Annotated in this window: 17 protein-coding genes; 14 read left to right on the top strand and 3 right to left on the bottom strand. The window is 71.7% G+C overall.

Annotated features, from left to right (window positions below; all coding sequences use genetic code 11):
* Positions 1–201 precede the first annotated feature (201 nt).
* Both CIB93_RS10290 and CIB93_RS10295 read left to right on the top strand, forming a co-directional pair.
* Positions 202–3948, top strand: a complete 3747-nt coding sequence (locus tag CIB93_RS10290; protein WP_096626326.1) for a chromosome segregation SMC family protein — start codon at positions 202–204, stop codon at positions 3946–3948.
* Between the two features lie 204 nt (positions 3949–4152).
* Positions 4153–5571: a sugar porter family MFS transporter gene (locus tag CIB93_RS10295; protein ID WP_096626328.1), complete on the top strand. Its 1419-nt coding sequence runs from the start codon at positions 4153–4155 to the stop codon at positions 5569–5571.
* Positions 5572–5611: 40 nt separating this feature from the next.
* Here the strand turns inward: CIB93_RS10295 and CIB93_RS10300 are convergent, their stop codons facing one another.
* Positions 5612–6589: an LLM class flavin-dependent oxidoreductase gene (locus CIB93_RS10300; protein WP_096626330.1), complete on the bottom strand. Its 978-nt coding sequence runs from the start codon at positions 6587–6589 to the stop codon at positions 5612–5614.
* Between the two features lie 267 nt (positions 6590–6856).
* Here CIB93_RS10300 and CIB93_RS38775 point away from each other — a divergent pair, with 267 nt between their 5' ends.
* Both CIB93_RS38775 and ftsY read left to right on the top strand, forming a co-directional pair.
* Positions 6857–7879 carry a hypothetical protein gene (locus tag CIB93_RS38775; protein WP_257002129.1) on the top strand — a complete coding sequence of 341 codons (1023 nt, stop codon included), beginning with the start codon at positions 6857–6859 and terminating at the stop codon, positions 7877–7879.
* Positions 7880–8060: 181 nt separating this feature from the next.
* Positions 8061–9272, top strand: a complete 1212-nt coding sequence (gene ftsY / locus CIB93_RS10310) for a signal recognition particle-docking protein FtsY (RefSeq protein WP_096626332.1) — start codon at positions 8061–8063, stop codon at positions 9270–9272.
* 84 nt (positions 9273–9356) lie between these two features.
* On the opposite strand, the gene CIB93_RS10315 is transcribed toward ftsY, so the two are convergent.
* Complete coding sequence (locus tag CIB93_RS10315) at positions 9357–10004, bottom strand: bifunctional DNA primase/polymerase (RefSeq protein WP_096626334.1); 648 nt, start codon at positions 10002–10004, stop codon at positions 9357–9359.
* Positions 10005–10435: 431 nt separating this feature from the next.
* Between CIB93_RS10315 and CIB93_RS10320 the strand changes: the two genes are divergently transcribed.
* The 5 genes from CIB93_RS10320 (at position 10436) to ffh (ending at position 18174) form a co-directional block, all read left to right on the top strand.
* A complete protein-coding gene (locus tag CIB93_RS10320; RefSeq protein WP_096626336.1) occupies positions 10436–11911 on the top strand; it encodes a hypothetical protein in 1476 nt (491 codons plus the stop codon).
* Positions 11912–12328: 417 nt separating this feature from the next.
* Complete coding sequence (locus CIB93_RS10325; RefSeq protein ID WP_096626338.1) at positions 12329–13681, top strand: ammonium transporter; 1353 nt, start codon at positions 12329–12331, stop codon at positions 13679–13681.
* A complete protein-coding gene (locus CIB93_RS10330; protein ID WP_003965965.1) occupies positions 13678–14016 on the top strand; it encodes a P-II family nitrogen regulator in 339 nt (112 codons plus the stop codon). Before CIB93_RS10325 ends, CIB93_RS10330 begins: the two co-directional genes overlap by 4 nt.
* A gap of 29 nt (positions 14017–14045) precedes the next feature.
* Entirely contained in the window at positions 14046–16505 is a 2460-nt protein-coding gene (locus CIB93_RS10335; RefSeq protein ID WP_096626340.1) for a [protein-PII] uridylyltransferase, read from the top strand.
* Between the two features lie 121 nt (positions 16506–16626).
* The gene (gene ffh, locus CIB93_RS10340) at positions 16627–18174 is read left to right on the top strand and encodes a signal recognition particle protein (RefSeq protein ID WP_096626342.1); all 1548 of its coding nucleotides are present in this window, start codon (positions 16627–16629) and stop codon (positions 18172–18174) included.
* A gap of 87 nt (positions 18175–18261) precedes the next feature.
* On the opposite strand, the gene CIB93_RS10345 is transcribed toward ffh, so the two are convergent.
* A complete protein-coding gene (locus tag CIB93_RS10345; RefSeq protein ID WP_096626344.1) occupies positions 18262–19146 on the bottom strand; it encodes a class I SAM-dependent methyltransferase in 885 nt (294 codons plus the stop codon).
* Between the two features lie 454 nt (positions 19147–19600).
* Here CIB93_RS10345 and CIB93_RS10350 point away from each other — a divergent pair, with 454 nt between their 5' ends.
* The 5 genes from CIB93_RS10350 to trmD all read left to right on the top strand — a co-directional run bounded on the left by CIB93_RS10350 (position 19601) and on the right by trmD (position 22553).
* A complete protein-coding gene (locus tag CIB93_RS10350) occupies positions 19601–20194 on the top strand; it encodes a hypothetical protein (RefSeq protein WP_096626346.1) in 594 nt (197 codons plus the stop codon).
* 157 nt (positions 20195–20351) lie between these two features.
* On the top strand, positions 20352–20792 hold the full coding sequence (rpsP, locus tag CIB93_RS10355; RefSeq protein WP_018488710.1) for a 30S ribosomal protein S16: 441 nt from the start codon (positions 20352–20354) through the stop codon (positions 20790–20792).
* A 2-nt stretch (positions 20793–20794) separates the two neighbouring features.
* Positions 20795–21034 (top strand): RNA-binding protein, encoded by a 240-nt coding sequence (locus CIB93_RS10360; RefSeq protein ID WP_066978740.1) that lies wholly within the window; start codon positions 20795–20797, stop codon positions 21032–21034.
* Positions 21035–21144: 110 nt separating this feature from the next.
* On the top strand, positions 21145–21732 hold the full coding sequence (gene rimM, locus CIB93_RS10365) for a ribosome maturation factor RimM (RefSeq protein ID WP_096626348.1): 588 nt from the start codon (positions 21145–21147) through the stop codon (positions 21730–21732).
* Complete coding sequence (trmD, locus tag CIB93_RS10370; protein ID WP_096626350.1) at positions 21732–22553, top strand: tRNA (guanosine(37)-N1)-methyltransferase TrmD; 822 nt, start codon at positions 21732–21734, stop codon at positions 22551–22553. The genes rimM and trmD overlap by 1 nt, the downstream gene beginning before the upstream one ends.
* The last annotated feature ends 81 nt before the right edge of the window (positions 22554–22634 follow it).

Raw genomic sequence — 22634 nt, forward strand, 5'->3', positions numbered from 1 at the left:
CTCTGATTCGTCCTGCGTCACGGTAGAGCGATGTGCCGCGCAGGACCGTAGCAAGATTCACAGGGACGCTTCGGCGTCCCTTTTTCTTTGCCGGATCCCCTCCGCCCGACCCCGCCCCGGGCGTACCGGCCTTCGCTTACCGTCTGATGTGCCCTGCACCTTCATCAGTGAAACCGAGAGGGAAAGGTAGAGTCCGGCGGCGTGCACCTCAAGGCCCTGACCCTGCGTGGTTTCAAATCGTTCGCGTCCGCCACCACCCTGCGGTTCGAACCGGGGATCACCTGCGTCGTCGGTCCCAATGGATCGGGAAAGTCCAATGTGGTGGACGCGCTCTCCTGGGTCATGGGGGAACAGGGAGCCAAATCCCTGCGCGGCGGCAAGATGGAAGACGTGATCTTCGCCGGGACCACCGGGCGGCCCCCGCTCGGCCGCGCCGAGGTATCGCTGACCATCGACAATTCCGACGGCGCATTGCCCATCGAGTACGCCGAAGTGACGATCACTCGGATCATGTTCCGCAATGGCGGCAGCGAATACCAGATCAACGGCGACACCTGCCGACTGCTGGACATCCAGGAACTCCTCTCCGACTCCGGCATCGGCCGCGAGATGCACGTCATCGTCGGTCAGGGCCAGTTGGACTCCGTCCTGCACGCCGACCCGATGGGCCGCCGGGCCTTCATCGAGGAGGCCGCGGGCGTCCTCAAGCACCGCAAGCGGAAAGAGAAGGCACTGCGGAAGCTGGACGCGATGGGCGCCAACCTGGCCCGCGTCCAGGACCTCACCGACGAACTGCGCCGCCAGCTCAAGCCGCTCGGCCGCCAGGCCGCCGTCGCCCGCCGCGCCGCCGTCATCCAGGCCGACCTGCGCGACGCCCGGCTCCGGCTCCTCGCGGACGACCTGGTGACCCTGCGGGACGCGCTGCGCGACGAGATCGCCGACGAGGCCGAGCTGAAGAAGCGGAAGGACGCGGCGGAGGCCGAACTGAAAGCGGCGCTCGACCGCGAGGCGGAGCTGGAGGGCGAAGTGCGCCGGCTCGCCCCCCGGCTCCAGCGCGCCCAGCAGACCTGGTACGAGCTCTCGCAGCTGGCCGAGCGGGTACGCGGCACGATCTCGCTGGCCGACGCCCGGGTCCGCAGCGCCACCCAGGCCCCCACCGAGGAACGCCGGGGCCGTGACCCCGAGGACCTGGAGCGCGAGGCCGCCCGCATCCGCGAGCAGGAGGCGGAGCTGACGGCGGCCCTGGAGGCGGCCGAACACGCGCTGGAGGACACCGTCGGCCACCGCGCCGACCTGGAACGCGAACTGGCCGCCGAGGAGCGCCGCCTCAAGGACGCGGCCCGCGCCATCGCCGACCGCCGCGAGGGGCTCGCCCGGTTGAACGGCCAGGTCAACGCGGCCCGCAGCCGGGCCGGTTCGGCGCAGGCGGAGATCGACCGCCTGGCCGCATCCCGAGACGAGGCCATGGAACGGGCACGAGCCGCCCAGCAGGAGTACGAACAGCTCAAGGCCGAGGTCGACGGCCTGGACGCGGACGACGAGGAGCTCGCCGCCCGCCACGAGGCCGCCAAGAAGGCCCTGGCCGAGGCCCAGTCCGCCCACAGCGCCGCCCGCGAGGACGCCACCGCCGCCGAGCGCCGGCGGGCGGCGGTCGCGGCCCGGCACGAGGCACTGGCCCTGGGCCTGCGCCGCAAGGACGGTACGGGGGCGCTGCTCGGGGCCCGGGACCGGCTGACCGGCCTCCTCGGCCCGGCCGCCGAACTGCTGACCGTCTCGCCCGGCTACGAGATCCCGGTCGCCGCAGCCCTCGGCGCGGCGGCGGACGCGGTGGCGGTCACGGGCCCGGCCACGGCCGCCGAGGCGATCAGGCTCCTGCGCGAACGGGACGCGGGGCGCGCGGCGATGCTCCTGGGGGACGGGGACGGGGACGGGGACGGGGACGGGGACGGGGACGGGGGCGTCGCGGAAGCCGGGGCCGGGCACGTACCGGGGCAGTCCGGTCCCCCGGGCGCCGAGCCCTCGCACGTACCCGGTGCCGCCCACCGGGCCCCGCTGCCCGCGCAGAGCGGTGCGCCGGGTTGCGGGGGAGGCCGTACGGAGACCGGGGGCAGCGCTCCAAGCCGTACCGGAAGCGTCGCCGCCCCCACCGCCCCCGCCGTCGCCGACCTGGTCTCCGGCCCCGTCGCCCTGGTGAACGCCGTGCGCCGCCTCGCACGGGACACCGTCGTCGTCGCCACCCTGGAGGACGCCGAAGCTCTTGTCGCCGCGCACCCCGGGCTGACCGCGGTGACCGGTGAAGGGGACGTGCTCTCCGCCCACTTCGCGCACGGTGGTTCCGCCGGGGCGCCCAGCCTCCTGGAGGTGCAGGCCTCCGTGGACGAGGCCGCCGCCGAGCTGGCCGACCTCGCCGTGCGCTGCGAGGAACTGGCCGAGGCTCAGCGGCTGGCGGGGGAGCGGCGCAAGGAGTCGGCCGCGCTCGTCGAGGAGCTGGGGGAGCGCCGCCGGACGGCCGAGCGGGAGAAGTCCGGGGTCGCCCAGCAGCTCGGGCGGCTCGCCGGGCAGGCCCGGGGCGCGGCGGGCGAGGCCGAGCGGATGACCGCGTCCGCGGCCCGCGCCCAGGAGGCCCTGGAGCGGGCGACCGAGGAGGCCGAGGAGCTGGCCGAACGGCTGCTGGCCGCCGAGGAGGCCCCGGTGGAGGAGGAGCCCGACACCTCCGTACGGGACCGGCTCGCCGCCGACGGGGCCAACGCCCGCCAGACCGAGATGGAGGCCCGGCTCCAGGCCCGTACGCACGAGGAGCGGGTCAAGGCGCTGGCCGGGCGCGCCGACTCGCTGGACCGGGCCGCCCGCGCCGAGCGGGAGGCCCGCGCCCGCGCCGAGCAGCGCCGGGCACGCCTGAGGCACGAGGCGGCCGTGGCCTCCGCCGTGGCCTCGGGCGCCCGTCAGCTGCTGGCCCACGTCGAGGTGTCCCTCGTAAGGGCCGACCAGGAACGCACGTCGGCCGAGGCGGCGAAGGGCGAGCGGGAGCGCGAGCTGGCCGCCGAGCGCGACCGGGGCCGGGGGCTGAAGGGCGAGCTGGACAAGCTCACCGACTCGGTCCACCGGGGCGAGGTGCTGGGCGCGGAGAAGCGGCTGCGCATCGAGCAGTTGGAGATGAAGGCCCTGGAGGAGCTGGGCGTCGAACCGGCGGGGCTGGTCACCGAGTACGGCCCGGACCAGCCCGTGCCGCCGTCGCCCGCGGCCGAGGGCGAGGAGCTGCCGGAGGACCCGGAGCACCCGCGCAACCTGCCGAAGCCGTATCTCCGGGTCGAGCAGGAGAAGCGGCTGCGGGCGGCCGAACGGGCGTACCAGCGACTCGGGAAGGTGAATCCGCTCGCCCTGGAGGAGTTCTCGGCACTGGAGGAACGGCACAAGTTCCTCTCCGAGCAGCTCGAAGACCTGAAGAAGACCCGGGCCGATCTGCTCCAGGTGATCAAGGAGGTCGACGAGCGGGTGGAGCAGGTGTTCACCGAGGCGTACCGGGACACGGCCCGTGAGTTCGAGGGGGTCTTCGCCAGGCTCTTCCCCGGCGGTGAGGGGCGGCTCGTCCTGACCGACCCGGACAACATGCTGGCCACCGGTGTGGACGTCGAGGCGCGCCCGCCGGGCAAGAAGGTGAAGCGGCTCTCGCTGCTGTCCGGCGGTGAGCGGTCCCTGACGGCCGTGGCGCTGCTGGTCTCGATCTTCAAGGCCCGGCCCAGCCCGTTCTATGTGATGGACGAGGTCGAGGCGGCGCTCGACGACACCAACCTCCAGCGGCTGATCCGGATCATGGAGGAGCTCCAGGAGAGTTCCCAGCTGATCGTGATCACGCACCAGAAGCGGACGATGGAGGTCGCCGACGCGCTCTACGGCGTGTCCATGCAGGGCGACGGGGTCTCGAAGGTCATCAGCCAGCGGCTGCGCTGACTCCCAACCGAATCATCAGAGGTCCAACGCACGTTTTGTGCACTCCTGGGTACACGGGACCAGACCCGCTGTTTGACTTCGCTTCTTGAACGCATAACCTCTCCAAAGTTGATTTCGCCTTCAAGTGGTGGCGGGCCGGATGTTGTGCCCCACTGGGAAGGCTCACCCCCACGTCTGACTTGCGGCCAGGCATCAGGAGTTCACGTGACCAGCACAGCGAACGGACCGGCGTCCGGAGCCCGAGCGGCCCATCCGGACCACCTCGGCCATGTCATCTTCATCACCGCGGCCGCGGCGATGGGCGGCTTCCTCTTCGGCTACGACAGCTCCGTCATCAATGGGGCGGTCGAGGCGGTCCGTGACCGGTACGACGTCGGCTCCGGGACGCTCGCCCAGGTCATCGCGATCGCGCTGATCGGCTGTGCGATCGGCGCCGCGACCGCCGGACGGATCGCGGACCGGATCGGGCGCATCCGCTGCATGCAGATCGCCTCGGTGCTCTTCACGGCCAGCGCGATCGGCTCCGCCCTGCCGTTCACGCTCTGGGACCTGGCGATGTGGCGTATCATCGGTGGCTTCGCCATCGGCATGGCCTCCGTCATCGGCCCGGCCTACATCGCGGAGGTCTCCCCGCCCGCCTACCGGGGCCGCCTCGGCTCCTTCCAGCAGGCCGCGATCGTCATCGGCATCGCCGTCTCCCAGCTGGTCAACTACACCATCCTCCAGGTCGCCGACGGCGACCAGCGCGGCGACATCCTGGGCCTGGAAGCCTGGCAGTGGATGCTCGGCGTAGAGGTGATCCCGGCCATCCTGTACGGGCTGCTCTCGTTCGCCATCCCCGAGTCCCCGCGCTTCCTCATCTCGGTCGGCAAGAAGGCCGAAGCGCGCAAGATCCTCGAAGACGTCGAGGGCAAGAGCATCGACCTCGACGCCCGGGTGGCCGAGATCGAGACGGCCATGCACAGCGAGCACAAGCCGGTCTTCAAGGACCTGCTCGGCAATCGCTTCTTCTTCCTGCCCATCGTCTGGGTCGGCATCGGCCTCTCGATGTTCCAGCAGTTCGTCGGCATCAACGTGGCCTTCTACTACTCGGCGACGCTGTGGCAGTCCGTCGGCATCGACCCCACCGACTCGTTCTTCTACTCGTTCACCACCTCGATCATCAACATCATCGGAACGGTGATCGCGATGGTGCTCGTGGACCGGGTGGGCCGCAGGCCGCTCGCCCTCGTCGGCTCCATCGGTATGGCGATCGCGCTCGCCGTCGAGGCGTGGGCCTTCTCCGCCGACCTGGTCGACGGCAAGCTGCCCACCACGGAGGGAGCTGTCGCCCTGATCGCCGCCCACACGTTCGTGCTCTTCTTCGCCATGTCGTGGGGTGTCGTCGTCTGGGTCTTCCTGGGCGAGATGTTCCCGAACCGCCTGCGCGCCGCGGCCCTCGGCGTGGCCGTCTTCGCGCAGTGGATCGCCAACTGGGCGATCACCGCGAGCTTCCCGAGCCTGGCCGACTGGAACCTGTCGGGCACGTACATCATCTACACCTGCTTCGCCGTGCTCTCGATCCCCTTCGTGCTCAAGTTCGTGAAGGAGACCAAGGGCAAGGCGCTGGAGGAGATGGGTTGAATCCCCGCTGCCCGTCTCCTCACCACCGCGCTGCCCCGGCTCACCGAGCCGGGGCAGTCGGCGTTCCCACCGAATCGCAGAACAGCCGCAGACTCCGCCACCCCTCCTCCACCGGCATCCCGCCGCACAGCGGATGCAGCACCAGACTGTCCGCCTCCAGGGCCTTCAGCTCGTCCGGCGTCACCATCCGGTACACCCCCTCCTCGCGCAGCTCCGCCACGGTGGTCGCCGCCGAGCGCACCGCCGAGCGGATGTCCTTGGACTGCCAGGAGGCGTACGTCCGCGCCTCGTGCAGCAGATGCTCCCCGTGCAGCGCCCACGTCCGCTCCGGGTCCTGCGACACGTGCAGCAGCGGCGTACGCTCCGCGGGCATCATGCAGAAGCCCTCCGTCCCGTGCTCGGCGCACTGCTCCCGGTAGTACGCCTCCAGCTCCGGCAGATGCGCGCTCGGGAACAGCGGCAGCCCCAGCCGGGCCGCCCGCCGCGCCGCCGCCCGCGAACTGCCGCCGACCAGCAGCATCGGGTGCGGCCGCGTGTACGGGCGCGGGGTGACGCGTACCGTACGGCTCCGGTACGCGAACGGCTCCCCGGTCCACGCCGCCAGGAGCGTCTCCAGCAGCTCGTCCTGGAGCCTGCCGCGCCGCCCCCACTCGACGCCGGCCCGCTCGTACTCCTCGGGGCGGTAGCCGATCCCCGCCACCGTCACCAGCCGCCCGGCGCTCAGCAGGTCCAGCACCGCGATGTCCTCCGCCAGGCGCAGCGGATCGTGCAGCGGCCCGATGATCGCCGAGACCGTCACCGCGATCCGGCGGGTGGCGCCGAAGACCGCCCCGGCGAACGTGAACGGGGACGGCAGCCAGGAGTTCGCCGCCCCGTGGTGCTCCTCGGTCTGGACCGTGTCGATCCCGTGCTCGTCCGCGTACGCCGCCATCTCCAGGGCGGCGCGGTAGCGGGCCGAGTGCGATACGGGGGTGGCGTCGGGATCGACGAGATTGAACCGGATCACCGTGAAGGCCATGGGCGTCCCTTTCGCCGGGCGGGCAGGGCGCACCATAATTGACGTAGCGTCAGAAGTGTAGGCCGGGGCGCGTCGGCTTCCCCGTCCGCCTGTGCTGGACGCCCCCGGCGGCTGACGGTGACCTCTTCGAATTCCCCGCGTAGCGCCCGCTGATGCCTCACGCTCGGTGAGCCACACCTGAGTCTCCGCGGCGCTCCCCCGGCAGGAGGAGGGAGATCGTTCCCGTGGCTGACGGCGGGCCGATGCCGTCGATGCGACGTTGAGGACATGACCGCTGATGTACCGATGGTGAAGACGTCCTGGCGCGCGTGGTGGCAGCAGTGGCCACGCTGGGCGGGCCGGATGGCGGTGTTCTGGGCGGTGGCGTACGCCGGCTTCGGCCTGGTCTGCGCGCTGAACGAGACCCCGGTGTTTCCCGCCGGGGACACTCTGGGGCCCTCCGCGCCGGGCTGGGCGGTCACGGTGGTGGGGGTGCTGGCGGCGCTGACCTGCGCGGCGGTGTCCCGGTACGGGATGCGGCCCGCGCTGCGGGTGCTGCTGTGGACGGTGTGCGGGGTGGCCGGGCTCGCCGCGTTCAGCCTGCTGATGGACGTGATCACGCTGATGTTCGGCCAGGGCGTGGACAATTGGGCCTCGGCCGCGCACCGCGCCCTGTCGGCGGCCGGGGCGCTCCTGCTCGCAGCGACCGCCCGCTCCGATCGACGCCTGCCCGTCGTGACCTCCGTCCGGGCGCCTTCTGCGGCGTCCCGGCCGGTCCAGTTCGCCGCCTGGGCCGGCACGGTGGCCTTCCTCCCGTATGCGGTGATGAAGCTGACCTGGGCCTTCGGCGGAACCTTCGCCGGGATGTCCGGTGCCGAGATGCGCGCGATCTCCGAACGCAACGGAGCCTCGGGGATCTGGCTCACCCTGGAGTCCTGGGGCCTGGACGCCACCGTGCTCCTGGCCGCGCTCGGCGTCTTCCTGCTGTGGGGCCTGGTCCGTCCCTGGGGTCAGGTGTTCCCGCGCTGGACGCCGTACCTGCGCGGACGTCGCGTGCCGCGCTGGCTCCCACTGGCTCCCGCCCTGATCGGCGCAGCCACCCTCGCCCCTTACGGGGTGCTCGGCCTCAGCTACGTGGCTCTGGCCACGACGGGCGTGGTCACGATACGGCCCGGCGATTTCCACTCGTCGGGCGACGCGCACCTCGTCGGCTGGATCGGGATGGCCGCATTCGCCGTATACGGACTCGCGCTGACGGTGGCCGCCCGCTCGTACTGGTTCCGGACCCGCCGTGTACCCGCCGCACATTGACGCTGGGGGACCGGCTGCGGCCCTGCGCTGACGGGTGCAAGCACCCTCGGCTCCACAGACGGGCGGCCCGGAGACGGCATGCCGGACGGACTCGGGTGGCCCGTGATCGCTCGTACGCGCATCGTCACGGGTTCGCACCTTCTGCGATTCCCCGCTTCTCGTGGCCGATACTGGACCCGTTATGGAAATCCTGATCCTTGCTGTAGTCATCGCCCTGGTCGCGGTCGGCCTGATCAGCGGGCTCGTGGTCAGCAGCCGCAAGAAGAAGCAGCTGCCGCCCCCTCCGCCGAGCACGCCGACCATCACCCCTCCCGCCGAGCCCCACGTCGGCGAGGAGGCCGAGACGCCGCGCGACGAAGCGCGGCGCACCATCGACGAGGTCGGCCTCCCGGAGGCCGCCGCGCCCGTCGAGGAAGCCCCGGTCACCGAGGAGCCCGAGGCCCCCGCGCCGCCCGCGCTGGAGATCCCCGAGCCCACCGAGGGCCGGCTCGTCCGGCTGCGGGCCCGGCTCGCGCGTTCGCAGAACTCGCTGGGCAAGGGGCTCCTCGCCCTGCTGTCCCGGGACAACCTCGACGAGGACACCTGGGAGGAGGTCGAGGACACCCTCCTCACCGCCGACGTCGGCGTCGCCCCCACCCAGGAACTGGTCGAGCGGCTCCGCGAGCGCGTCCGGGTGCTCGGCACCCGTACCCCCGAGGATCTGCGTGCCCTGCTCCGCGAAGAACTGATCACCCTGCTCGGCCCGGACTTCGACCGCGAGGTCAAGACCGAGGGCGGCGCCGAGACCCCCGGCGTCGTCATGGTCGTCGGCGTCAACGGCACCGGCAAGACCACCACCACCGGCAAGCTCGCCCGGGTGCTCGTCGCCGACGGCCGCAGCGTGGTGCTCGGTGCGGCCGACACCTTCCGCGCCGCCGCCGCCGATCAGCTCCAGACCTGGGGCGAGCGCGTCGGAGCCCGTACGGTCCGCGGGCCCGAGGGCGGCGACCCGGCGTCGATCGCCTACGACGCGGTGAAGGAAGGTATCGCCGAGGGCGCCGACGTCGTCCTCATCGACACCGCGGGTCGGCTGCACACCAAGACCGGTCTCATGGACGAGCTGGGCAAGGTCAAGCGCGTCGTGGAGAAGCACGGCCCGCTGGACGAGGTCCTGCTCGTCCTGGACGCCACCACCGGACAGAACGGCCTCGTTCAGGCCCGGGTCTTCGCGGAGGTCGTGGACATCACCGGCATCGTCCTGACCAAGCTCGACGGCACCGCCAAGGGCGGCATCGTCATCGCGGTCCAGCGCGAGCTGGGCGTACCGGTGAAGCTCATCGGGCTCGGCGAGGGCGCGGACGACCTGGCCCCGTTCGAGGCCGGCGCCTTCGTGGACGCGTTGATCGGCGACTGACGCGCGGTCGTGAACCGCTCCGTACGGCGGACGGGCGGCGGCTCCCACGGGGAGCCTGCCGCCCGTCCGCCGTTTCCGCATCCTCTACGAGCGGTGGCAGACGTACGCCAGCGTCCCCAGCAGCAGCCGTGCCTGCGGGGGAGCGGCCGCCGTGTCCAGCACCGGGGGGCGCAGCCAGCGGACCGGGCCGAGGCCGCCGAGGTCGGAGGGCGGGGCGGTGATGTGGGCGCCCGGCCCCAGGGCGCGCAGATCGAGGTCCGCGTCGTCCCAGCCCATCCGGTAGAGCAGCGCGGGCAGTTCCGCGGCGGCCCCGGGGGCGACGAAGAACTGCGCCCGGCGCGTCGGCGTCACCGCGACCGGGCCCAGCGGCAGCCCCATCCGCTCCATCCGTACCAGCGCCCGCCGCCCGGCCTGCTCCGCGACCTCCAGTACGTCGAAGGAGCGGCCCACCGGCAGCAGCATCGCCGCGCCCGGCGTCTCGGCCCAGGCGTCCGCGGCGCGCTCCAGTCCGGTGCCCGCCGGGACCTCCCGGGCGAAGCCCAGCGGGTGGGCGCCGGGCGCCGGGCAGGCCGGATCGCCGCACGAGCAGGCACCGGCCTCGGCCCGCGCCCCGGGGGCCACGGCCCAGCCCCACAGCCCTGTGTACTCGGCCACCGCCGTGCCCTCGGTGCCGCGGCCGCGCCGCCGCGCACCGGATCGCATCTCCCGGATGCCGCCGATCGTGAAGCCCATACCCCCTCCAACGGGTCCGAGTCATCGGTGGTTACGACCCGCGGTGCTCGGGTAGCCCTCCGTCGCTGCAACTCGATCGAGTGGCGTGCGCGGTGGTGCGCAAGGGAGTGCGGCACCGCGTGCGCGCCCCGCGAGTGCTTCCGTCCGCTCGCTCTCGGTCGTGGTCGCTCAAGTCAAGCGCGCCCGGCGGCAGTCGGGTTCATTCGAAGGGGTGGCGAATGGTGGCGTTTCCGCGATCCCCCTCGCGAGAGGGGTGATCGTAGGATTACCGTCGGTACACGAACCCTGGGAGTATGTGCACCCACGGGTATGCCGCGGGCAACCCGATTTACTGTTCGATGTCGTTGGGAACTCCCGCACGGACAGCACTGATGCACGGCATTCTGATAATGGTTCGCGCGATGAGGTTTCGGCGGGATGGGGGCGTTCCAGTGAGTGGCAGCGGCGCAGGCGACACGGAGGCCGGCAAGCGCCCCAACGGGCAGTTGAGTTCATGGTTCGTGCGCAGCGGCTGGTCCAAGGGCGAGCTGGCGCGACAGGTGAACCGGCGGGCGCGCCAGATGGGCGCCCACCACATCAGCACCGACACCTCCCGGGTGCGGCGCTGGCTCGACGGGGAGCAGCCGCGGGAGCCGATTCCGCGCATCCTGTCCGAACTGTTCTCCGAGCGCTTCGGCGCCGTCGTCGCGGTCGAGGAGCTCGGGCTGCGCACCGCGCACCAGTCACCCTCGGTGTCCGGCGTCGACCTGCCCTGGGCCGGCCCCCAGACCGTCGCCCTGCTCAGTGAGTTCTCCCGCAGCGACCTGATGCTCGCCCGCCGCGGCTTCCTCGGCAGCTCGCTCGCGCTGGCCGCGGGCCCCGCGCTCATCGAGCCCATGCAGCGCTGGCTGGTGCCCGTCCCCGCCCCGGGCCCGGGTGAACCGGAATCCCCGGCCGCCGCCCGCCGCCCCTCCCGGCTCTCCCCGCCCGAGCTGGACCTGCTGGAATCGACCACCGCGATGTTCCGGCAGTGGGACGCCCAGTGCGGCGGCGGACTGCGCCGCAAGGCCGTCGTCGGGCAGCTCCACGAGGTCACCGACCTCCTCCAGGAGCCCCAGCCCGGCCCCACCGCCCAGCGGCTCTTCCGCTGCGCCGCCGAACTGGCCGAGCTCGCGGGCTGGATGAGCTACGACGTGGGCCTCCAGCCCACCGCCCAGAAGTACTTCGTGCTCGCCCTGCACGCCGCCAAGGAGGCCGGGGACAAGCCGCTCGGCAGCTACATCCTGTCCAGCATGAGCCGCCAGATGATCCACCTGGGCCGCCCCGACGACGCCCTGGAGCTGATCCACCTCGCGCAGTACGGCAGCCGCGACTGCGCCACCTCCCGTACGCAGGCCATGCTGTATGCGATGGAGGCCCGCGCCTACGCCAACATGGGCCAGCCCAGCAAGTGCAAGAGGGCCGTCCGGATGGCCGAGGACACCTTCCTGGACGCCGGTCTCGACGGCGAGCCCGAGCCCGACTGGATCCGCTTCTTCTCCGAGGCCGAGCTCAACGGGGAGAACGCCCACTCCTACCGTGACCTGGCCTATGTCGCGGGCCGCAGCCCCACCTACGCCTCCCTCGCCGAGCCCGTCATGGAGAAGGCCGTCGAGCTGTTCGGCGAGGACGACGAGCACCAGCGCTCCTACGCGCTCAACCTCATCGGCATGGCCACCGTCCATCTGCTCCAGCGCGAGCCCGAGGAGTCCACCGTGCTCGCCACCCGCGCCCTGAAGATCGCCAAGAAGGTCCGCTCCGAACGGGTCAACACCCGTCTGCGCAAGACCGTCGACACCGCTGCCAGGGACTTCGGCGATGTCGCCGACGTCGCCCGGCTCACCGAGCTGCTCCACGAACAGTTGCCGGAGACCGCCGAAGCGGTCTGACCGGCACCACCGGCCCCGGCCGCGGCGCCCCTTCCGAACAGCCCGACCCGGCTCCCCCATCGCCTGGTCACCCGGAGGGACGCCGTGGCCGGTTCTGTCCTCCGCGGCTCCTGGGCGTTTCAACCGCACCGTATGCGGTGTGCGCCGCATGCCAGGGCCTGTCGTTCGAAAGACCCTAAGGGCTGTCCTCAGGCAGGGCACCGGACTCGCCACCCCGGATTCATTCGGCCGTAACACGCGCCTCCTCTTCGTCACGCTCGCGAAACATCGTGCGGCATCCCCGGAAACGGCGTTCAGCCAATCTCATGGCGCACGGAGGGTGTCCGGCGGACACCTCCTGACCGGCCCGCACCCTTTCCCAGTGGTCCCGCAGCCTCCCCCGCACGCCGCGGCCGCTCCGACGACGAGGAGACGCCGATGCCCCCAGGCATCACGACGCTTGCCGCAGACGCCCCCGAGCTGTCTGCCGCCAACACCGGGTTCATGCTCATCTGCACGGCCCTGGTGATGCTCATGACCCCCGGCCTGGCCTTCTTCTACGGAGGCATGGTCCGCGTCAAGAGCACCCTCAATATGCTGATGATGAGCTTCATCAGCCTCGGGATCGTCACGATCCTGTGGGTGCTCTACGGATTCAGCCTCGCCTTCGGCTCCGACATCGGCTCGGTCATCGGCTGGAGCTCCGACTACGTCGGCCTCAGCAACATCGGCGTCAACGAGCTCTGGGACGGCACCACCATTCCGGTGTACGTCTTCGCCGTCTTCCAGCTGATGTTCGCCGTGCTCACCCCGGCCCTGATCAGCGGTGCGCTGGCCGACCGGGTGAAGTTCACGGCCTGGGCGGTGTTCATCGTCCTGTGGGTCAGCCTCGTCTACTTCCCCGTCGCCCACTGGGTCTGGGGCTCGGGCGGCTGGCTCTTCGAGATGGGCGTCATCGACTTCGCGGGCGGTACGGCGGTCCACATCAACGCGGGCGCCGCGGCCCTCGGCGTGATCTTCGTCATCGGCAAGCGCGTCGGCTTCAAGAAGGACCCGATGCGGCCGCACAGCCTGCCGCTCGTCATGCTCGGCGCGGCCCTCCTGTGGTTCGGCTGGTTCGGCTTCAACGCCGGATCCTGGCTCGGCAACGACGACGGCGTCGGCGCGGTCATGTTCCTCAACACCCAGGTCGCCACCGCCGCCGCCGTCCTCGGCTGGCTCGTCTACGAGAAGCTGCGCCACGGCTCCTTCACCACCCTCGGCGCCGCCTCCGGCGCGGTCTCCGGCCTCGTCGCCATCACCCCCGCGGGTGGTGCCGTCAGCCCGCTCGGGGCCATCGCGATCGGTGCCATCGCCGGTGTCCTGTGCGCCATGGCGGTCGGCCTGAAGTACAAGTTCGGCTACGACGACTCCCTGGACGTCGTCGGCGTCCACCTCGTCGGCGGCATCATCGGCTCCGTCCTGGTCGGCTTCTTCGCCACCGGCGGTGTCCAGTCCGACGCCAAGGGCCTCTTCTACGGCGGCGGTGTCGAACAGCTCGGCAAGCAGGTCATCGGCGTCGTCGCGGTCCTCGCGTACTCTCTGGTCGTCTCCGGCCTCATCGCCCTGGTGCTCCACAGGACCATCGGGATGCGGGTCTCCGAGGACGACGAGATCTCCGGCATCGACCAGGTCGAGCACGCCGAGACGGCGTACGACTTCAGCGGAGCCGGCGGCGGCACGGTCTCCCGCACCACCGCCCCCGCGACGGACCCGACGGCAGCACCGAAGGCAAAGAAGGTGGACGCATGAAGCTCATCACCGCGGTCGTGAAGCCCCACCGGCTGGACGAGATCAAGGAGGCCCTCCAGGCCTTCGGCGTCCAGGGCCTCACCGTCACCGAAGCCAGCGGTTACGGGCGTCAGCGCGGCCACACCGAGGTCTACCGGGGCGCCGAGTACACCGTCGACCTGGTCCCCAAGATCCGCATCGAGGTCCTTGTCGAGGACGAGGACGCCGAACAGCTCATCGAGGTCGTCGTCAAGGCCGCCCGCACCGGCAAGATCGGAGACGGCAAGGTCTGGAGCGTCCCGGTCGAGACCGCCGTCCGCGTGCGGACCGGCGAACGCGGCCCGGACGCCCTCTGACCGACGGCCCGCAAACGGAAGGCAGCCGGGTGACGAGTACCGAAGTGACCACCGAAACCGAAGGCTCGGGACCCAGCGGCTACGCGGCGGCCCGGCTGCGCCTCCTCCAGCAGGAGGCGCAGTCCGGGCCGCCGCGCCGTGCGGCCCTCGCCCGCCTCACCGACGACTGGCTCACCGGCCTGTTCACCGCGGCCGCCGAACGCGCCGGAGTCCGGGGCGCCGCGCTCGTCGCCGTGGGCGGCTACGGCCGCGGCGAGCTCTCCCCGCGCAGCGACCTCGACCTGCTCCTCCTGCACGACGGCAGCGCCGACGCGGCGGCCGTCGCCGCCCTCGCGGACTCCGTCTGGTACCCGGTCTGGGACCTGGGCCTGGCCCTCGACCACTCCGTACGCACCCCCGGCGAGGCCAGGAAGACGGCCGGAGAGGACCTCAAGGTCCAGCTCGGCCTGCTGGACGCCCGCCCGGTCGCGGGCGACCTCGGCCTCGTCGCCTCCCTGCGCACCGCGATCCTCGCCGACTGGCGCAACCAGGCCCCCAAGCGCCTCCCCGCCCTCCACGAGCTCTGCCAGGAACGCGCGGAGCGGGCGGGCGAGCTCCAGTTCCTCCTGGAGCCCGACCTCAAGGAGGCCCGCGGCGGCCTCCGCGACGCCACCGCCCTGCGCGCGGTCGCCGCGTCCTGGCTCGCCGACGCCCCCCGCGAAGGGCTCGACCAGGCCCGCCGGACCCTCCTGGACGCCCGCGACGCCCTCCACCTCACCACCGGGCGCGCCACCGACCGCCTCGCCCTCCAGGAACAGGACCAGGTCGCCGAGGCACTCGGCCTGCTCGACGCCGACACCCTGCTGCGCCAGGTCTACGAGGCCGCGCGGACGGTCTCGTACGCCACCGACGTCACCTGGCGCGAGGTCAACCGGGTCCTGCGCGCCCGCTCGGTCCGTCCCAAGCTCCGTGCCATGCTCAGCGGAGGCCTCGGCTCCAAGGCCGTCCCCGAGCGTGCCCCGCTGGCCGACGGCGTCGTCGAGGCCGACGGCGAGGTGGTCCTCGCCCGTGCCGCCCGCCCCGACCGCGACCCGGTCCTCGCCCTGCGCGCCGCGGCGGCGGCCGCCGAGGCCGGTCTGCCGCTCTCCCGCCATCTCGTACGCCACCTGGCGACCACCGCCCAGCCGCTGCCGGTGCCCTGGCCCGCCGAGGCCCGCGAAGAGCTCGTCACTCTGCTCGGCGCGGGGGAGGCCACCGTCGCCGTCTGGGAGGCGCTCGAAGCGGAAGGGATCATCACCCGGCTGCTGCCCGACTGGGAACGCGTCCACTGCCGTCCCCAGCGCAACCCCGTGCACACCTGGACCGTCGACCGGCACCTGGTGGAGACCGCCGTCCGCGCCGCCTCCCTCACCCGCCGGGTCCACCGCCCCGACCTCCTGCTGGTCGCCGCCCTCCTCCACGACATCGGCAAGGGCTGGCCCGGGGACCACTCGGTGGCCGGGGAGGTCATCGCCCGCGACATGGCCACCCGCATCGGCTTCGACAAGCACGACGTGGGCGTCATCGCCACCCTCGTACGCCACCATCTGCTGCTCGTCGAGACCGCCACCCGGCGCGACCTCGACGACCCCGCCACCGTGCAGTCCGTCGCCGCCGCCGTCTCCGACGCCTCCACCCTGGAGCTGCTGCACGCCCTCACCGAGGCCGACGCGCTCGCCACCGGGCCCGCCGCCTGGTCCACCTGGCGTGCCTCCCTCGTCACCGGCCTCGTCGAACGCGTCGCGGCCGTCCTGGCGGGGGAGTTCCCCGGAGAGCCGGACGAACCCGCGCCCAGCGCCGAGCACGAACGCCTCGCCGTCGAAGCCCTGCGCACCGGCGAACCCGTCCTCGCCCTGCACACCCAGCCCGAGGAGCCCGCCGGGGACGGCGAGGTGGAACCGGTCGGCGTAGAGCTCCTCATCGCCCTGCCCGACCGCCCCGGAGTGCTGCCCGCCGCAGCCGGAGTCCTCGCCCTGCACCGGCTCACCGTGCGCGCCGCCGACCTGCGGGCGGTGGAGCTCCCCAACGAGCTGGGTGAATCGGCGGACCTGCTGCTGCTCAGCTGGCGGGTCGCGGCCGAGTACGGGTCCCTCCCGCAGGCCGCCCGGCTCCGCGCCGACCTCGTACGAGCCCTGGACGGCTCCCTGGACATCCGGGCCCGGATCGCGGAGCGGGAGGCCGCCTACCCGCGCAGGCGTGGTGTGAAAGCCCCACCGCCCCGGGTGACCGTCGCCGCCGCGGGCTCCCGCCGTGCCACCGTCATCGAGGTCCGCGCCCAGGACGCCCCGGGGCTGCTGCACCGGATCGGCAACGCCCTGGAGGGAAGCGCGGTACAGGTGCGCAGCGCGCATGTCTCCACCCTCGGCGCCAACGCCGTGGACGCCTTCTACGTCACCGGCACCGACGGCGAACCACTGCCTCCGGTCCGGGCCGCCGAGGTGGCCCGGGAGGTCGAGAAGGCCCTCGGCTGACCCGCCCGGCCCCCGCTGTCCGCCTTCGTATCCGGGCGAGGGCTTGGTGTTCTCCGGGGGACGGATACCCTGGAGGGCGATTGACCTGCCCCGCCCCCGACCCTGAGGACCGACGAGCGCCGTGTTCGATACTCTCTCCGACCGCCTTAGCGCGACTTTCAAGAACCTCAGGGGCAAGGGTCGCTTGTCCGAGGCCGACATCGACGCCACGGCACGCGAGATCCGTATCGCCCTGCTGGAAGCCGATGTCGCCCTGCCCGTGGTGCGGGCCTTCATCGGCAAGGTGAAGGAGCGGGCGCGCGGCGCCGAGGTCTCCCAGGCGCTGAACCCCGCCCAGCAGGTCGTCAAGATCGTCAACGAGGAGCTCGTCGCCATCCTCGGCGGTGAGACCCGGCGGCTGCGGTTCGCCAAGACCGCGCCCACCGTGATCATGCTCGCTGGTCTCCAGGGTGCCGGTAAGACGACGCTGGCCGGAAAGCTCGGCCTCTGGCTCAAGGGCCAGGGCCACTCCCCGCTGCTCGTCGCCTGTGACCTCCAGCGCCCCAACGCCGTCAACCAGCTGAGCGTCGTCGCCGAGCGCGCCGGGGTCGCGGTCTACGCCCCCGAGCCGGGCAACGGTGTCGGCGACCCGGTCCAGGTCGCCAAGGACTCCATCGAGTTCGCCCGGGCCAAGGTCCACGACATCGTGATCGTCGACACCGCCGGCCGTCTCGGTATCGACCAGGAGCTGATGCAGCAGGCCGCGGACATCCGCGACGCCGTCAGCCCCGACGAGATCCTCTTCGTCGTCGACGCGATGATCGGTCAGGACGCGGTCAACACCGCGGAGGCCTTCCGCGATGGTGTCGGCTTCGACGGCGTGGTGCTCTCCAAGCTCGACGGCGACGCCCGCGGTGGTGCGGCCCTGTCGATCGCCCACGTCACGGGCAAGCAGGTCATGTTCGCGTCGAACGGCGAGAAGTTGGAGGACTTCGACGCGTTCCACCCGGACCGGATGGCCTCCCGCATCCTCGACATGGGTGACCTGCTCACCCTGATCGAGCAGGCCGAGAAGACGTTCAGCCAGGAAGAGGCCGCCAAAATGGCCTCCAAGCTGTCGTCGAGCAAGGGCAAGGACTTCACGCTCGACGACTTCCTGGCCCAGATGGAGCAGGTCCGCAAGATGGGCTCCATCTCCAAGCTCCTCGGGATGCTGCCCGGCATGGGGCAGATCAAGGACCAGATCAACAACATCGACGAGCGCGACATCGACCGCACCGCCGCGATCATCAAGTCGATGACCCCCAAGGAGCGCGCCGAGCCGACGATCATCAACGGCTCGCGCCGGGCCCGTATCGCCAAGGGTTCGGGTGTCGAGGTCTCCGCGGTCAAGAGCCTGGTGGAGCGCTTCTTCGAGGCCCGCAAGATGATGTCGAAGATGGCCCAGGGCGGCGGCATGCCCGGGATGCCGGGGATGCCCGGCATGGGCGGCGGCCCCGGCCGTCAGAAGAAGCAGGTCAAGCAGGCCAAGGGCAAGCGCAAGAGCGGCAACCCGATGAAGCGCAAGGCCGAGGAGGCCGCCGCCGCGGAGCGCCGCGAGCAGGCGGCCGCCCAGGGCGGCGCGTTCGGCCTGCCCGCCCAGGACAGCAAGAACTTCGAGCTGCCGGACGAGTTCAAGAAGTTCATGTAGGACAAGGCACGGCATGTGTAAGGGGCGCCCTTGAGAGAGGGCGCCCCTTACGTATGTCCTGAAGCCCCATGCCCCGAAGGGGCCCGCTCAGGTCACGCAGACCAGGTAGCGGAACACGTTCGGCATCCACACCGTGCCGTCCGGTCGCCGGTACGGATGCAGGGCCTCCGCGACCTCCTTCTCCACCTGTGAGCGGTCCGTGGCCCGTACGGCGGCGTCGAAGAGACCGGTCGACAGCAGCCCGCGCACCGCGCTGCCCACGTCCGCGTAGCCGAACGGACAGGACACCCGCCCCGAACCGTCCGGTTTCAGCCCGGCCCGGGACGCCACCTCCTCCAGCTCGTCCCGCAGGGTGGGCCGCCAGCCGCCCGATGCCGTACGCGGCGGGCGCGCGGACTCCGCCAGCCGGGCGGCCACCCGCAGCACCGCCGCCGTGGCACACCGCTCCGGCGGACCCCAGCCCGTCAGCACCACCGTCGCCCCCCGCGCGGCCAGCGGCACGGCCGACTCCAGCGCGGGCACCAGCCCCTCGGAGTCGCCCGCGGCACAGCCGATCGGCTCGAAGACCGTGATCAGGTCGTACGTAGCCCCGTCCGCACCGGATGCCGCGGCTCCACCGTCCTCCAGCAGCCGGGCCCGGCTGCGCGCCGGTTGCGCGGAGTGCGCGGGCGCGTCGTCCCAGTCCGCGCCGGGCAGCAGCCGGGCGCGGGCCAGGGCCAGGCGCTCCCGGTCGGAGTCCACACCCGTGACGTGCGCCCCCCGGGCCGCGGCGATGAGCATCGCGAGGCCGGAGCCGCAGCCGAGCGACAGCATCCGGGTGGCTGCCCCGACTTCCAGCCGGTCGTACACCGCCTCGTACAGCGGTGCCAGCATGCGCTCCTGGATCTCGGCCCAGTCACGTGCGCGGGTACCGGCGTCCGCCGGCGCGGACGGATCCGCGTCCCGGTGGTGCCGGACGAGCGTTGGTGTCATGGAAAGCGCCCCAATCCGCCAAGAGGTCGGTCGTGCCCGAATGGACGGCCCCCGCGTGCGTATGTCCGCACCCCCCGTATGCCAGAGAACTGCGCATCCGCCGTTCCGTCCAGGGGTTGTGGAGCAATGTCTTCGTGCTCCGGTCGTGCGCCCCGCCCCCGCGTCCGCTCTCCGAACAGTCTGACCCGACACCCCGCCCCGGGCACGTCGAGCCGCGCGGAAGGTAGTCTCACGGGGCGGATCCGTAAGGGCCGACGTGCGCCGGCACACCGCACAACCGCTGCGCCGGGCGTACGGACGCTACGCACCACCTTGGTGCGAGCTGTGCGTCTTCTCCGCAGTTCTGCGCACGCGCCCTCGTCCGGACGCATCAAGGGCAACTGACTGGTACGTGCAAATTATTTGGGATGCCCCGGAATAGGAACACCGGAGCACTCGGGCTCGTTATCACGACGTGAGCACGACACCACCTGTACTTGCCGCAGAGCTGGCACAGGCGTGGGCCGACATTCAGCGGCACCACCCCGAGCTGCCCGATCTTGCCGCGCCCGAGTCCCTGATCGGAGAGTCCTCGTCCGCCTGTGGCGCCGAGCTCTCCTTCGAACGACTGCTCCACGAGGCAGTCCACGGCATCGCCGCCGCGAGAGGAGTCCGTGACACCTCCCGCGCCGGCCGCTACCACAACAGACGCTTCCTCGCGATCGCCGAGGAGCTGGGCCTCGACCATGCCGAGGAACCCCACCCCAGCAGCGGATTCTCGCTGGTCACGCTGAATCCGGAAGCCAAGCGCCGGTATCGTCCGACCACCGAACGGCTGCAGCGCGCCCTCAAGGCGCACACGGTTGCCACTGCCGCCGACACCAAGCGCTCCTTCCGCGGACCTGCCGCCCGGCACGGTTCCTCCGGGGGCGGTGTGCGGGTCAAGGCCGTCTGCGACTGCGGACGCAACGTCCGGGTCGTCCCGTCGGTCCTGGCGCAGGCGCCGATCGTCTGCGGTGGCTGCGGAAAGCCGTTCCGGATCCCGGAAGCGGCGGTCGCGGTGGGGTGAGCCTTCGTGGTGTGGCACAATGGCTAGCTGTACTCGACAGTCGCATAGGACCCCTCTCTCCTCCGGCTGACGCGTCCATCGGGCACCCGAGTACCGCAACCCCACGTGGCATCTTCGTTGTGCCCAACCACGTCATAGACCAGGAGACACCACTTCCGTGGCAGTCAAGATCAAGCTGAAGCGTCTGGGCAAGATCCGTTCGCCTCACTACCGCATCGTCGTCGCCGACTCCCGTACCCGCCGTGACGGCCGGGCCATCGAGGAGATCGGCCTGTACCACCCGGTGCAGAACCCCTCGCGCATCGAGGTCAACTCGGAGCGCGCGCAGTACTGGCTGTCCGTCGGCGCCCAGCCGACCGAGCCGGTCCTCGCGATCCTGAAGCTCACCGGTGACTGGCAGGCCCACAAGGGTCTCCCGGCCCCCGCGCCGCTGCTTCAGCCGGAGCCCAAGGCTGACAAGCGCGCACTGTTCGAGGCGCTGTCCGCGGACGGCGACGAGGCCAAGGGTGAGGCCATCACCCCCAAGGCCAAGAAGTCCGACAAGAAGGCGGACGAGGCGGCTGACGCCGCTGCGTCCACCGAGTCCACCGAGGCCTGAGCATGCTCGAGGAGGCTCTCGAGCACCTCGTGAAGGGCATCGTCGACAACCCCGACGACGTGCAGGTGGCCTCGCGCACCCTGCGCCGCGGGCGCGTGCTGGAGGTTCGGGTCCACCCCGAGGACCTCGGCAAGGTGATCGGCCGCAACGGCCGCACCGCTCGCGCCCTGCGTACGGTCGTGGGTGCCATCGGCGGCCGTGGGATCCGCGTCGACCTCGTCGATGTGGACCAGGTTCGCTGAGAGAAGTTGAACACCGGCCAGGGCCGGGGAGGGCCTTCGGGCCGTCCCCGGCCTTTGTCGTCGGCCACCCGGGGCGCCCAGGCGTCCGTCCCCACCAATCGGAGAACAGCGTGCAGTTGGTAGTCGCGCGGATCGGCCGCGCCCACGGCATCAAGGGCGAGGTCACCGTCGAGGTACGAACGGACGAGCCGGAACTGCGGCTCGGGCCCGGTGCCGTCCTGGCCACCGAACCGGCGGCGACGGGCCCGCTGACGGTCGAGTCCGGCCGGGTCCACAGCGGCAGGCTGCTGCTGCGCTTCGAGGGCGTGCGCGACCGCACCGCCGCCGAGGCCCTGCGCAACACCCTGCTGATCGCCGAGGTGGACCCGGAAGAACTTCCCGAGGACGAGGACGAGTTCTACGACCACCAGCTGATCGACCTCGACGTGGTGCTCGCCGACGGCACCGAGATCGGCCGGATCACCGAGATCTCCCACCTGCCCTCGCAGGACCTCTTCATCGTGGAGCGCCCCGACGGCAGCGAGGTGATGATCCCCTTCGTGGAGGAGATCGTCGCCGGGATCGACCTGGAGGAGCAGCGCGCGGTCATCACCCCGCCGCCCGGCCTGATCGACGCGAGCGAGGCCGTGGTGGCCTCCTCCCGTGACGAGGAGGAGGCCCCCGGGGACGCGGGCGAGGCGCCGAAGGGCGACGCCTGATGCGGCTCGACGTCGTCACGATCTTCCCGGAGTACCTGGACCCGCTGAACGTCTCCCTCGTCGGCAAGGCCCGCGCCCGTGGCGTACTGGACGTCCACGTGCACGACCTGCGGGAGTGGACGTACGACCGGCACAACACGGTCGACGACACCCCCTACGGCGGCGGCCCCGGCATGGTCATGAAGACCGAGCCCTGGGGCGAGGCGCTGGACCAGACACTCGCCGACGGCTACGAGTCCGGGGCGCACTCCCCGGTGCTCGTCGTGCCCACGCCCAGCGGCCGCCCGTTCACGCAGGAGCTGGCCGTCGAGCTCTCCGCGCAGCCCTGGCTGGTCTTCACCCCGGCCCGCTACGAGGGCATCGACCGCCGCGTGATCGACGAGTACGCCTCCCGGCTGAGGGTCGTCGAGGTCTCCATCGGGGACTACGTGCTGGCGGGCGGGGAAGCGGCCGTCCTGGTGATCACGGAGGCCGTCGCCCGGCTGCTGCCCGGCGTCCTCGGCAACGCCGAGTCCCACCGGGACGACTCCTTCGCCCCGGGCGCGATGGCGAACCTGCTGGAGGGCCCCGTCTACACCAAGCCGCCCGAGTGGCGCGGCCGGTCCATCCCGGACGTCCTGCTCAGCGGCCACCACGGGAAGATCGCGCGCTGGCGCCGTGACCAGGCCTTCGCCCGCACCGCACTGAACCGGCCGGACCTGATCGAGCGGTGCGAGGCGAGCGCCTTCGACAAGAAGGACCGCGAGATCCTGTCCATCCTGGGCTTCGCGCCGGAGCCCGGCGGCCGATTTTGGCGCAGGCCCTCCGCCGTGGAAGAATAGGCCGCTGCTGTCCGTCCGGTGTGCGCCCCTGCCACAGGGGGAAAGACGCCCGCCCGACGTGATCAGCACCCCGAACTCTTC

This window comes from Streptomyces sp. WZ.A104 (assembly GCF_002382885.1).
Classification (GTDB): Bacteria; Actinomycetota; Actinomycetes; order Streptomycetales; family Streptomycetaceae; genus Streptomyces.

What these genes read in the sequence shown, in the direction of transcription:
- CIB93_RS10300 (WP_096626330.1), bottom strand. Translation starts at nt 6,589, where the DNA reads ATGGCCTTCACGGTGATCCGGTTCAATCTCGTCGATCCCGACGCCACC.
- CIB93_RS38775 (WP_257002129.1), top strand. Translation starts at nt 6,857, where the DNA reads ATGACCGCTGATGTACCGATGGTGAAGACGTCCTGGCGCGCGTGGTGG.
- ftsY (WP_096626332.1), top strand. Translation starts at nt 8,061, where the DNA reads ATGGAAATCCTGATCCTTGCTGTAGTCATCGCCCTGGTCGCGGTCGGC.
- CIB93_RS10315 (WP_096626334.1), bottom strand. Translation starts at nt 10,004, where the DNA reads ATGGGCTTCACGATCGGCGGCATCCGGGAGATGCGATCCGGTGCGCGG.
- CIB93_RS10325 (WP_096626338.1), top strand. Translation starts at nt 12,329, where the DNA reads ATGCCCCCAGGCATCACGACGCTTGCCGCAGACGCCCCCGAGCTGTCT.
- CIB93_RS10330 (WP_003965965.1), top strand. Translation starts at nt 13,678, where the DNA reads ATGAAGCTCATCACCGCGGTCGTGAAGCCCCACCGGCTGGACGAGATC.
- CIB93_RS10345 (WP_096626344.1), bottom strand. Translation starts at nt 19,146, where the DNA reads ATGACACCAACGCTCGTCCGGCACCACCGGGACGCGGATCCGTCCGCG.
- CIB93_RS10360 (WP_066978740.1), top strand. Translation starts at nt 20,795, where the DNA reads ATGCTCGAGGAGGCTCTCGAGCACCTCGTGAAGGGCATCGTCGACAAC.
- trmD (WP_096626350.1), top strand. Translation starts at nt 21,732, where the DNA reads ATGCGGCTCGACGTCGTCACGATCTTCCCGGAGTACCTGGACCCGCTG.